This is a genomic window from Shewanella sp. ISS20 (assembly GCF_056522965.1).
In genome coordinates this window covers 3,492,264-3,504,473 of sequence record NZ_JAWRZK010000001.1, presented here as the reverse complement: position 1 = coordinate 3,504,473, position 12,210 = coordinate 3,492,264, and the positions used below count along the sequence as shown (strand labels likewise).

9 protein-coding genes and 6 tRNA genes are annotated in these 12,210 nt (G+C 44.3%); 5 read left to right on the top strand and 10 right to left on the bottom strand.

What is annotated here, in order from left to right; all coding sequences use genetic code 11:
- Position 1 precedes the first annotated feature (1 nt).
- Together AC1HDP_RS15950 and tsaE are read right to left on the bottom strand one after the other, a co-directional pair.
- The gene (locus AC1HDP_RS15950) at positions 2 to 1,351 is read right to left on the bottom strand and encodes an N-acetylmuramoyl-L-alanine amidase (RefSeq protein WP_479639494.1); all 1,350 of its coding nucleotides are present in this window, start codon (positions 1,349 to 1,351) and stop codon (positions 2 to 4) included.
- 17 nt (positions 1,352 to 1,368) lie between these two features.
- Positions 1,369 to 1,824, bottom strand: coding sequence for a tRNA (adenosine(37)-N6)-threonylcarbamoyltransferase complex ATPase subunit type 1 TsaE (gene tsaE, locus AC1HDP_RS15945; protein WP_140930989.1), 456 nt, complete (start codon positions 1,822 to 1,824; stop codon positions 1,369 to 1,371).
- 323 nt (positions 1,825 to 2,147) lie between these two features.
- Between tsaE and AC1HDP_RS15940 the strand changes: the two genes are divergently transcribed.
- Positions 2,148 to 3,301, top strand: a protein-coding gene (locus AC1HDP_RS15940) for an IS3 family transposase (protein ID WP_479639493.1) whose coding sequence is annotated in 2 segments (ribosomal slippage) — positions 2,148 to 2,391 and positions 2,391 to 3,301 — 1,155 coding nt in all. Because the reading frame shifts where the segments join, the coding sequence is not laid out codon by codon here.
- 85 nt (positions 3,302 to 3,386) lie between these two features.
- Here the strand turns inward: AC1HDP_RS15940 and AC1HDP_RS15935 are convergent.
- The 8 genes from AC1HDP_RS15935 to orn all read right to left on the bottom strand — a co-directional run bounded on the left by AC1HDP_RS15935 (position 3,387) and on the right by orn (position 5,928).
- Positions 3,387 to 3,842, bottom strand: a complete 456-nt coding sequence (locus AC1HDP_RS15935) for a hypothetical protein (protein WP_479639492.1) — start codon at positions 3,840 to 3,842, stop codon at positions 3,387 to 3,389.
- Between the two features lie 358 nt (positions 3,843 to 4,200).
- Positions 4,201 to 4,276: transfer RNA gene (locus AC1HDP_RS15930), tRNA-Gly, on the bottom strand.
- 144 nt (positions 4,277 to 4,420) lie between these two features.
- A tRNA-Gly gene (locus AC1HDP_RS15925) sits at positions 4,421 to 4,496 on the bottom strand.
- 136 nt (positions 4,497 to 4,632) lie between these two features.
- A tRNA-Gly gene (locus AC1HDP_RS15920) sits at positions 4,633 to 4,708 on the bottom strand.
- Between the two features lie 136 nt (positions 4,709 to 4,844).
- Positions 4,845 to 4,920 (bottom strand) — tRNA-Gly (locus AC1HDP_RS15915).
- A 136-nt stretch (positions 4,921 to 5,056) separates the two neighbouring features.
- Positions 5,057 to 5,132 (bottom strand) — tRNA-Gly (locus tag AC1HDP_RS15910).
- A gap of 57 nt (positions 5,133 to 5,189) precedes the next feature.
- Positions 5,190 to 5,265, bottom strand: a tRNA-Gly gene (locus tag AC1HDP_RS15905).
- Positions 5,266 to 5,382: 117 nt separating this feature from the next.
- Positions 5,383 to 5,928 carry an oligoribonuclease gene (gene orn, locus AC1HDP_RS15900; RefSeq protein ID WP_479639491.1) on the bottom strand — a complete coding sequence of 182 codons (546 nt, stop codon included), beginning with the start codon at positions 5,926 to 5,928 and terminating at the stop codon, positions 5,383 to 5,385.
- A gap of 111 nt (positions 5,929 to 6,039) precedes the next feature.
- Here orn and rsgA point away from each other — a divergent pair, with 111 nt between their 5' ends.
- From rsgA to AC1HDP_RS15880, 4 genes are all read left to right on the top strand, one after another.
- A complete protein-coding gene (gene rsgA, locus AC1HDP_RS15895) occupies positions 6,040 to 7,125 on the top strand; it encodes a small ribosomal subunit biogenesis GTPase RsgA (protein ID WP_140930983.1) in 1,086 nt (361 codons plus the stop codon).
- An 86-nt stretch (positions 7,126 to 7,211) separates the two neighbouring features.
- A complete protein-coding gene (asd, locus tag AC1HDP_RS15890; RefSeq protein WP_479639490.1) occupies positions 7,212 to 8,072 on the top strand; it encodes an archaetidylserine decarboxylase in 861 nt (286 codons plus the stop codon).
- Positions 8,072 to 8,947: a DMT family transporter gene (locus tag AC1HDP_RS15885; RefSeq protein ID WP_479639489.1), complete on the top strand. Its 876-nt coding sequence runs from the start codon at positions 8,072 to 8,074 to the stop codon at positions 8,945 to 8,947. Before asd ends, AC1HDP_RS15885 begins: the two co-directional genes overlap by 1 nt.
- A 67-nt stretch (positions 8,948 to 9,014) precedes the next feature.
- Entirely contained in the window at positions 9,015 to 12,206 is a 3,192-nt protein-coding gene (locus AC1HDP_RS15880; protein ID WP_479639910.1) for a mechanosensitive ion channel domain-containing protein, read from the top strand.
- Positions 12,207 to 12,210 lie beyond the last annotated feature (4 nt).

The window sequence follows — 12,210 nt, the reverse complement described above, 5'->3', positions numbered from 1 at the left end:
GTTATGCCTTAGGAATTGTGAGTTGCTGCCCTAACCTAACCGTATCAGAGCTTAAGTTATTGGCCGCCTTAATTTGGGCAATCGATACTTGATAGCGCGACGCTATCACCGACAGAGATTCGCCTTTACTCACTTTATGTTTTATTACCCCGCTGCGGCTAATCTGCTGCTTAGCCGCGCCTTTATTGGCAAATAAACTGCCATCGGGTGGATTGGCTTCAAAATATCGGACTAACCCGGTGTGCAAGGCTTTAGCTAAGCGCTCTTGGTGCTTGGTATTAACTAGATTGCGCTCTTCACTGGGATTAGAAATAAAGCCTGTTTCCACTAAGATTGACGGAATATCTGGTGATTTCAACACGGCAAAGCTCGCCGCTTCCGGCTTACTCTTATGTAAATGAGTCACCTTACCTAAATCCCGCAATAAATTGTCAGCAATCGAGTGACTCACTGCCATCGACTTATCCATCGACATATCCAGCAGTGTCATGGTCAGGTATTGTTCACTGTCCGTGCTTTGAATGATTTCGCCGGCGCCACCCAATAATTCTGAGTGTTTTTCTTTCTGCTCGAGCCAGCGACCAATTTCACTGTTAGCGCGGCGACGCGATAACACCCAAATGGATGCGCCCTTAGGGTTAGGTGATGTAAAGGCATCGGCATGAATTGAAATTAAAATATCGGCTTTATGATCGCGCGCTATGGATGAGCGCTTATCAAGATTCACGAAGTAATCGCCGCTGCGAGTCATCACAGCTTTCATACCTGGGGTGTTATTGACATGCTGCGCCACGCGTTTAGCGATTTGTAGCACTACCTTTTTTTCATACACGCCACTTGGACCAATGGAGCCTGGGTCATCACCGCCGTGACCTGCGTCAATCGCTACTATGATGTCTCTGAGAGCTTGCGGCTTACTTTTCACCACAGGCTTAGCAGTCTCTTGAATTTCATTAAGATCAAGCACTAAACGATTACCGTAAGGCGCCGTCGGGGATAAAGCGTAAACATTAGCCTTAACCGGACGTTTAAGGTCAATCACCACTCGTAAAACCCCTTTACCTGGCGCTTTACTCAGGCGAATGCCTTTGACTAACTTACTGTTATTATCAATCTTATCGAACTTAACCTTGGAACTGGTTTGCTTTAAGTCGATAACTAAGCGCTCAGGGTTATTTAACGTAAAAAAGTTGTAATCAGGACGCGTTGAGAGATCGTATACCACTCGCGTCGATTCTGGCGCAGCCCAAATCCTGACCCCTTGCAAATTATTTGCAAACGCCGTTGAGCTCCAACATAGCAACGTCAGAAGGATGAGATAGGGATAACCCTTAAAGTATGTAATTGGCATTGTTTTTATAATTATTCTTATAATTTTTCTAACAGACTCTTACCTAACTCACTGCCAGCATTAATCGTTAACAATCGACTATCGCCGTCATAAGCGAGATGTAAATGTAAATCGGCATCAGGTAATAAGCCTGCTCCCTGCTCTGGCCATTCCACTATACATAAGCTGCGATCGCTAAAATAGTCACGAATGCCCATATACTCTAATTCTTCAGGATCCGCTAAACGATAAAGATCAAAATGATAAACATCGATATCAGCGAGCTCATAAGGCTCAACTAAGGTATAAGTCGGGCTTTTAACCGCACCTTTGTGACCTAAGCTTTGAATAATTCCTCGGCTTAAGGTGGTTTTGCCAGCCCCTAAATCGCCAGTCAAATAAAGGGTTAAGGGCGGGGTTAACAAAGCCGCCATTTTTTGACCAAAAGCAACAGTCTCAGTGTCATCGTTCAGAAAAATAGTCTTGGGATCCATGATTAAATTCATTCTCTTCATTTTCAAACTAACAATATAAGACACGCCCAGCACTCAAAATAGCCTAAATTACCACTACTATTAAGTCATCAATAAACCAATGAGGATAATCAACCGCGCTGCCGATAAGAAAACGAGAGATTATATCAGAGATAACAGCGCAAAATTAACACCTATAATGAAACTGCTTCCCAGTTAAACAGGTATCGGCTTGCAAATGCTCAAGAGAACAGCATTTAGTCTTAAGCCTTAGAATTGTTTTGATCTGATCCAATACTTTTGGACACCACGCTAAGTGAGTAAAATGACTTAACGAGGTGAATATGACAATCAAAAAGCCCCGCAAGACCCACACGGCTGAATTTAAAGCTGAAGCCCTGAAACTAGCTGAACGTGTCGGTGTTGCTGAAGCTGCTAGGCAGCTCAAAATCTACGGATCACAACGTTATAACTGGCGCTCTGCCATTGAGAAGAAATCGACAACTAGCCAGCGTGAAGTCGAGCTTGCTGCTGAAGTTGCCAAGTTAAAACGCCTGTTAGCCGACCAAGCTGAGGATTTAGCCATCCTAAAAAAGGCGGCCACCTACTTCGCGAAGAATCAAAAGTAGAACGATTCGAATTTATGCTCGAACACCAGCACCAGTTTCGCCTAAAGCCAATGGCGACAGTGCTTGGCGTGACGCGAAGTGGGTATTATGCCTGGCGAAAATCAAGCAAAGAGCCGAGTACACGCTTGCGCAAACAGCACAGCCGTGATAAGCAAATCAAAGCTATTTTTGTCCAGAGCAAGGAACGCTCTGGCGCTCGGCGTATTCAAGTCGACCTCGCGGAAGATTACGATCGCGCTAATTTGAAAACCATGATGAACAGCATGACAAGACAGAATTTAGTGGCTAAAGCAGCCCGTAAATTCAAAACAACAACTGACAGCGATCACCAGCTTTCGGTAGCGCCAAATCTGCTGGAGCAGAACTTCGATGCCAGCGGCCCGAACCAAAAATGGGTCGGTGATATCACGTATCTGATGACAAGCGAAGGCTGGCTGTATCTGGCGGTGATTATCGATTTGTACTCGCGCGCCGTGATTGGCTGGTCGATGAGTAATCGCATGACGGCTAAGCTGGCTTGTGACGCACTGACAATGGCGCTGTTTCGTCGTGGTTTTCCAAAAAAAGTGATTGTTCATAGTGACCGAGGCAGCCAATATTGTTCACATGCGTATCGAGATCTGATTGAAAAAAATCAGCTTATCCAAAGCATGAGCCGCAAAGCCTGCTGCTGGGACAACGCCTGTGCAGAGAGCTTCTTCCATTCATTGAAGGTTGAGGCCATTCAGTACGAGCCGATCATGGACCGGGAAACCATGAAGCACACAGTGTTTGAGTACATAGAAGTTGATTACAATAAAACCAGAAGGCATAGTTCACTTGGCTATTTAAGCCCTGAGAATTTTGAATTGAAAATAGTGCTTAGTTAAGTGTCCAGAGTTAGCGGATCAGATCATTTATCTTGCTTAAACCAGAGTTAAGCGAGCAACTTAGAGCAAGTTTTTTGGCTGACAGCTACAAGTCATCAAAGCGAGCAGCACTATGAATGAACCTTTGCTGCTTGATTTCGGCACTATTGACCAAGCTTTTTAAAGCTAACTGAATTTTATGATTGAGTGAATTGGCCGCTAAGTTATCCAATGTGGCTATGACTTCTGAATCCAATTGCAAATGTAAATCGATAACCTGATCGGTTGACATATTGGCGGGTAGATAGATATTGGCGTAGCTACTGGTTAACCCAACGACAGAAGCATTTTCATACCAAGTATCCAGCATAGCTTTAGTGCTAGTTTCAATATATGTTGCCAATACTTGGGATTGTACTAGTTCTTGTTGCTGAAGATAATTAAGCAGTAATTTCGCCCGAGTACCATCAGCATAATGATAGAGACGCAGATAGAGTTTATGCATTTCTAAATAAGTTTCGACCACATGCTCTAGCATATCGCGTAATTGCTGAATTCGCATATCAACTCCTCAAGCACTTATCTCACTATGAATAAATGGAGAAATCAGTGTAGGGGCTAACTGCTTAAAAACGAACCAGAGCCGAATTAAAGCTGCAGTTGTTAGTCAATTATTTGAATGTGGTCACAAAAAAACCTAAGTCAGACGCTTAATTATTGGTTGTTAGAAAAATGGGTGAATTACCTCACCATATGAGTGATGAATAAGAGCAGACTAAGTGGGCAGAAAAGTATAGCTATGCTAAAGAACTTAATATATTGGTAGTGGTTTGTACGGATTAGAATGAGAATAAAAGAGATAAGTTAACGCAGAAGATTACAGGAGATAATTAGAGGAAAATAATTTAGGAGAAGTAATTTGGAGCGGCATATCGGGTTCGAACCGATGACCTATACCTTGGCAAGGTATCGCTCTACCAACTGAGCTAATGCCGCATCTTGTTTTGCTTTACATCTTTTAACTTTCAAACTTGGAGCGGCCCTGTCTTTTTACAAAGAGTGGTTGAATCGATGACCTATACCTTAGTAAGGTTTCGCTCTACGCACTGAACTGCTACCGAATTTTTTAACATCTAAACTTGGAGCGGCATATCGGGTTCGAACCGATGACCTATACCTTGGCAAGGTATCGCTCTACCAACTGAGCTAATGCCGCATCTTATTTACTTTACAACTTCAAACTTGGAGCGGCTCTGTCTTTTTACAAAGAGTGGTTCGAATCGATGACCTATACCTTGGTAAGGTTTCGCTCTACGCACTGATCTGCTACCGATTCTTTTAACATCTAAACTTGGAGCGGCATATCGGGTTCGAACCGATGACCTATACCTTGGCAAGGTATCGCTCTACCAACTGAGCTAATGCCGCATCTTATTTACTTTACAACTTCAAACTTGGAGCGGCTCTGTCTTTTTACAAAGAGTGGTTTGAATCGATGACCTATACCTTGGTAAGGTTTCGCTCTACGCACTGAACTGCTACCGAATTATTTAACTTTCAAACTTGGAGCGGCATATCGGGTTCGAACCGATGACCTATACCTTGGCAAGGTATCGCTCTACCAACTGAGCTAATGCCGCATCTTGTTTACTTTACAACTTCAAACTTGGAGCGGCCCTATCTTTTTACAAAGAGTGATTCGAATCGATGACCTATACCTTGGTAAGGTTTCGCTCTACTCACTGAACTGCTACCGAATTTTTTTACTTTCAAACTTGGAGCGGCATATCGGGTTCGAACCGATGACCTATACCTTGGCAAGGTATCGCTCTACCAACTGAGCTAATGCCGCATCTTGTTTGCTTCACAGAAGCAAATTTATGACTCTGAGTATTTTCAGATTAAAATTTGGAGCGGCATATCGGGTTCGAACCGATGACCTATACCTTGGCAAGGTATCGCTCTACCAACTGAGCTAATGCCGCTTATCTGTGCTACTTGAGGTGTTTCGCTAAATTTGAAGCCACCCCAGAAGTGAGGCAGCATTATATGAAAATTTCAGACCCCTGCAAGCCCTATATTGCAAAAAACTGTTCGTTTGCTCAAATTTTAAATACTGTTGCTCGATAAAACTGCAATTCGGCAATAGATTCTTGAATATCCATGAGTGCTTGGTGGGTATTTTGCTTTTTGAACTGACTCATCAGCTCAGGTTGCCAGCGACGAACTAACTCTTTAACTGTGCTGACATCTAAATTGCGGTAATGAAAGTAATCTTCCAACTCACGCATGTAGCGGTTTAAAAAGCGGCGATCTTGGCCAACGCTGTTACCACAAAGTGGAGATACACCTTTTGGCACATATTGTGAGATGAACGCTATGGTTTCATCGATTGCTTGCTGCTCAGTAACAGTACTCGCTTTAACACGCGTAATTAATCCAGAAGCACCATGGTGCTCTTGGTTCCAATCATCCATCAAACCTAAGATTTCATCTGACTGATGAATCGCCAGCACAGGCCCTTGAGCCAAAATATTTAATTGTGCGTCTGTCACTATGGTAGCGATTTCAAGGATACGATCAGTTTCAGGCTCAAGCCCTGTCATTTCCAGATCGATCCAAATTAGGTTGTTTTCATTTGCCGCCATACTCTGCCTTACTTCTTCCATTTGCCGCTAAATCAGGCTTTTTTATTCAAGACCGTGTATCATACTGCTTTTTATTGAACACGACATTACCTTAATGGCGAAGAGATACCTGTGACTAAAAAGAAACCATTAAATCATGGGCAGTTACGCAGAATGCGTGCAAACCATGAAAAAAGGCTTAACCGCGGTCATTCGCAAAACGATGCTCCTGAGTTACAGGATAGTTCACTTGGTCAAGAACAGCCTGCTATCGTCATCTCTCGATTTGGCCAACACGCTGATATTGAAACCGCAAGCGGACAAGTGGTGCGCTGCAATATACGTCGCAACATAGGCTCGTTAGTCTGTGGCGATAAAGTGCTAGTGCGTTTAGCCAGTGATACTAATCTTGATGAACCTACGACTGTTCGCGCTGGCATTGGCGGCGTGGTGGAAGCTGTGCACCCGCGCCACTCACTCTTGAGTCGCCCCGATCTTTACGATGGCGTAAAAATTATTGCAGCCAACATCGACCAGATCTTGATTGTGTCATCAGTATTACCCAGCTTTAGTACGCAGATTATCGACCGCTATTTAGTGGCCGCAGAAGATACTGGTATTCAGCCAGTCATAGTACTGAATAAAATAGACTTACTCGATGATGCGTTAAAGCCTGAAATTGATGCGGCGCTAGCTGTCTATGAAAAAATTGGCTATCAAGTGTTTAAAGTTAGTAGTCACGAACAAACCGGTATCGATGAGTTGCAAGCCTTACTAAAAGATAAGGTCAGCGTATTTGCTGGGCAATCTGGTGTGGGTAAATCATCCCTGATTAATGCACTATTACCCGATGTGGACTTAATCATAGGTGATGTGTCTGAAAACTCAGGTCTTGGGCAACACACTACTACTACAGCTAAATTATTACATTTCCCAGCGGGTGGTGATTTAATTGACTCTCCAGGCGTGCGGGAATTTGCCTTATGGCATTTACCCCCTGAGCGTGTGGGTTGGTGTTTTATTGAATTTAGAGAATACCTAGGCGGCTGTAAATTCCGTGATTGCAAACATGGCAGCGATCCAGGTTGTGCCCTGCGCACCGCCGTTGAAGATGGCCACATAGCCAATGAACGCTTTGCCAACTATCACAAAATTATCGCCAGTCTTGATGAGCAAAGACACGCGCGTCATTTCCGACATAGTGTTGACGACTTGTAAGCACTTATATACATTCTCGCCGTGACATTTTTTGTCACGGTGCCCAAGGTTTATTTGGGGCAAGTACGAATTAAAGGAATTTAGCTGTGGATAAAGTAAAAATTGCGTTGCAGTACCTGCTACCTAAGCATCTAGTGTCGCGCCTAGTGGGTAAGTTTGCCGCAGCACAAGCGGGCAGCATGACAACGGCTGCGATCAGCTGGTTTATTAAGCAATACAAAATCGACATGAGTGAAGCAGAGCGCGAGGCCCCAGAAGCCTACAGCACTTTTAATGACTTCTTTACTCGTGCATTAAAGCCAGGACTTCGCCCAATAGATAGCAATGCCAAGGTATTAGTGCATCCAGTTGATGGTACTGTTAGCCAGTTTGGTGAAATTAACGATGGCCGAATTTTTCAAGCCAAAGGCCATGATTACACCTCGCTTGCATTATTAGGTAATAACGCCAAAGACGCGCATCGTTTTAAAGGTGGCGACTTTGCCACTATTTATCTGGCGCCAAGTGATTATCACCGGATTCACATGCCAATTACTGGTACCTTGTCAAAAATGACCTTTGTGCCAGGCGATCTATTTTCAGTTAATCCATTAACGGCTCAAAACGTACCGGGTTTATTTGCTCGCAATGAACGTGTAGTGGCCATTTTTGAAACTGAGCATGGCCCACTGGCCATGGTGTTAGTTGGCGCAACTATTGTTGCCAGTATCGAAACCGTATGGGCAGGCACTATTACGCCGCCAGGCGGCAAAGAAATCGTGAGCTGGGATTACCCAACCACTGGTCCTGATGCCATTACTTTGCAAAAAGGTGATGAAATGGGTCGGTTCAAGCTTGGCAGCACTGTTGTTATGCTGTTTGCTGATGACATGCTTGATGACTTTGCTGATGGCATTAAGCCTGGCGCAGTTACTCGCTTAGGCCGCCCGCTGGCTCACCTAGAGTAATGCCGAAGCAGCAACATGCGCTGATTGAGCTACATATTGCCGTACTCCTATTTGGCGGTACGGCATTATTTTCTAAGCTCATCCCTTTAACAGCGCTTGATATTACTTGGCTTAGATGCGTAATTGCGGCGACCGCCTTAGCCATTTTTGTAAAATGCACCCAAGCATCGCTGCGCTTACGATCCCCCAAAGATTATCTCATTGCCCTGATATTAGGTGTGTTAGTTAGCCTGCATTGGGTGACTTACTTTGCCGCATTACAACTCTCAACCGTCGCTATCGGTATGATTGCCTTTTTTAGTTATCCTGTGATGACAGTGCTCATTGAGCCGTTACTGCATAAGCAGCGCCCAGCACTTAAAGATATTGTCAGTGGCATGGTTGTGCTTGTGGGGATTTTCTTACTTATCCCGCAATTTTCATTAGGCAATGAAACCACCTTAGGTGTGTTAGTCGGTATATTATCGGCCGCCTTATTTACCGCTCGAAACCTCACCCTTAAACGCTATTTCAGTCAGTACAATGGCGCCCATGCCATGTTTTTTCAAACCTTAGTGGCAGTAGCCATTTTGATGCCCGCCAGCGATTTAGCATTAACAGAGGTGAGTTCAAGCACTTGGCTATATTTGTTATTGCTAGGCCTAATGTTTACCGCCGCGCCCCATGCGTTATTCACCTCAGCATTAAGGCAACTTAAAGCGAAAACCGTGGGCTTAGTGGCTTGCCTGCAACCTTTATATGGCACGCTGCTAGCGTGGTGGTTACTTTCTGAACCCATTAACTGGCAAACCGCGGTAGGCGGAACCTTAGTGGTAGTCACAGCCCTCTATGAAACCGCACAAAACCATAACTCACAAGTACAGAAAAAAAAGTAAGAATAGATGTTATTCCACCAATAACTTAGCTAAGATCAGCACTTTCCTAGCTGTTATTATGTCTGTCATGTTTCGTATATTTTTGCTCGTATTATCTCTAATTAGTGCCTCTGCTTTTGCGAACTCCCCATTAGCATTAGACAAGCGCATGGGCATGAACTCGAATCAGGCTCAGACCTTGACTCTTGATCAGCAAATAGATCAATTAACTGTCAGCATAGTGAGCCTAGAGACGAGTCAACAGTCTTACGAGCAAGGGTTACGTGACAGTGAAATTCGCCGTCATAACCTAAATGCTAGGCTCAAAGCCGCGCGCACAGAACTTAGCATTAATCCCAAACAAGATTTAGGCCAGCAAGCCTCTATGGCTTATCTGCAATTATCTGAACTCAAAGAAACTGAGGCCAGCCTTGGTAAACAGATAAATGATGATATTCAGCGGCAAAAACAATTACCCCAAGCCTTAAAAGATGCCCGCGACGCACTGGCGCTACAGCAAAAAAATGTGAGTGCCCCCGCGGATACGCCAACCGGCCAACTGCAACGCACCCAACTTGACTTGTATCAACAGCATTTATTGACGCTGCAAGCCGAATTAAATTCAAGCCCCACCCGCATTGAACTCGCACAGTTGCAACTGCAGTTAGTGCGAGCGCAATTACTGCAACAAGAAAAACTGATTGAAGCCTTAAATCGCGCCTTAAGTGACGAGCGCAGCCAAAACACTGAAAATACCTTACTGGATAATTTATCAACCAATGTCACCTTGATTGATGAAATGTCACTGAGCCTTAGCAATACCAACATTAGTTTGGGCGATGAACTGCAAAGCGTGACTAAACAAACCAATCAGGTAGTGCGCGAGCAGGAAGACGCTGAAAATCAGTACCAACAGCAAGCTAAACAGCTTACCAATATTCAACAGCAAATTAGCTGGCTACAAGGTAACTCAGCCTTTGGTGAGCGTTTCTTGCAGATGCTGCAAAACCTGCCTAAACCACCAGATACTGAAGCGCTGCTAATTAAAATTGCCGATACGCGCTTAAGTCGCTATCACGTGGAGCAGCAACTCAGTCAAAATGAACAGCTGTTATTAAGTGATTCTGAGCTCAGCGAGTCGCAGCAAAAACTGCTAGATTCGCAGCAAGTGTTACTCAAAAAGCTAATGGAATCTTATGAGATTTATCTCGGTGAGTTAGCCAAGCTCAAATTTAGTTATGAGCAATTATCTCAGCAGCATCAAGAGTTAAAAAATACCCTCAATGAGCAGTTATTCTGGGTCCCCAATGCAGCGCAAATCAATAAGCCGTGGTTTATCGATTTGCAGCGCAGTATTGTGTGGATGTTTGACCAAGCGCCATGGCAGCAAGTCAGCTCAAGTTTTAGCCATCAAACCAATCTGTGGTCGTGGTGGATAATTCTTTTGACCTTGTGTGTGGTGATCCAAGATCTCATGGCCAAACCCTATCATAAGGTAGTGACTCACTATAGCCGTAACGTCGGCAAGGTGACCCAAGACAAATTCAGTAACAGCTTAAAATCATTATTAGTGAGCTTAGGTTACGCCATGCTGCGGCCCATCCCTGTGATAGTCGCAGGCGCTATTGCACTGGATTCCGACCACAACTTTACCCAAGCAATTGGCATGGCGACCATTGCAATTGGCGGCTTATACCTATTACAACGAGTAATCGACTTATTGTGCGCCGAAACCTCGCTTATTACTGGGCACTTTAATAGCCCGCGTGCAAGCGTTGTGCTCATGCAGGCTAAGTTTGACCGTTTTGTCATCATGGTGCTGCCGCTTGTGGGTATCATGGGGTTTACGGAAATCTTAGATGCCTCACTCATTCGCAACAGTTTAGGCCGCGGCGCCTTTATCTTATTCTGTATTTTATTGTTTTTGCTGTATCGCGATTTGGTCGGGATCTTCAACCAGATTAGAGACAACGCCGATAAAGACGGTAAGAATAAGCGCTTAATACATAAGACTTTATCCTATGTATTAGTGTCAGTTCCCTTGCTAAGTGCGGCTCTTGCCTTTATGGGCTTTTACTACACAGCGTTTCAGTTATTACTGCAACTGCAGTTATCACTAGTGCTCGGTCTTGCGGTGTTATTGTCGTATCAGCTGATTAAACGTTGGATGCTGATTGAAAGACGGCGCATTGCCTTTGATCGCGCCAAAGCTAAACGTGCTGAGCGCTTAGCCCAGCGGGAGAAAGGTGAAGCCCATGCTAACGATGGCCTTGAAACCTATGAAGAACCGATTGTCGATTTAGAGACCATTTCTAGCCAATCCTTAGGTCTAGTACGCTCCTTATTACTGTTAGGCTTCCTTGCCAGTATTATTGGCCTGTGGACCCAAACCCACATGGCGTTATTTTCCTTCTTAGATGGCATTACGTTGTGGAGTAGCACCACCAGCATTAATGGTATTGAACAGGAAATTCCGATTACGCTCAAATCCTTACTCTTGGGGCTAACGATAGTCGGCTTCTCTATGATGATAGCCACTAACCTCCCCGGCCTATTAGAGCTGATGATATTGCAACGGCTTGATTTATCACCAGGTACTGGCTTTGCTATTACTACGGTCAGCCGCTATTTAGTAGTCTTCTTTGGTACCTTGATTGGCTTTTCAACCTTAGGGATGGAATGGTCAAAACTGCAATGGTTGATTGCCGCGCTCTCGGTAGGTTTAGGTTTTGGTTTACAAGAGATTTTCGCAAACTTTATTTCAGGTCTTATCATCTTATTTGAAAAACCGGTACGTATTGGCGATACCGTTACTATTCGCGATCTCACTGGTACTGTCAGCAAAATTCAAATCCGTGCGACGACTATTATTGACTGGGACAGAAAAGAAATTATCGTGCCAAATAAGGCCTTTATTACTGAGCAGTTAATTAACTGGTCACTGTCTGATCCTATTACTCGCGTCATTATTAATGTTGCCGTGGCAAGGGATTCAGACCCATCGAAAGTAGAAGCGGCGCTCTATCAAGCGGTACAAGATTGCCAACTTGCCTTGCTAGTTCCTGAGCCAGAAATTTGGTTCGCTGGCTTTGGCCAGCACACTCAAGATTATGAAGTGCGCGCATACGCTAAAGACATGAATTCACGTTGGCCGCTGCGCCATGATTTACATAAACGGATTAGCCAGAAGCTTAAAGAAAATGATCTACAATTGGCCTATCCGCAGCTTGAAATCCATATATCTCAGCCGCAGCGGGATACTAATCCCATCATACGATAGGACA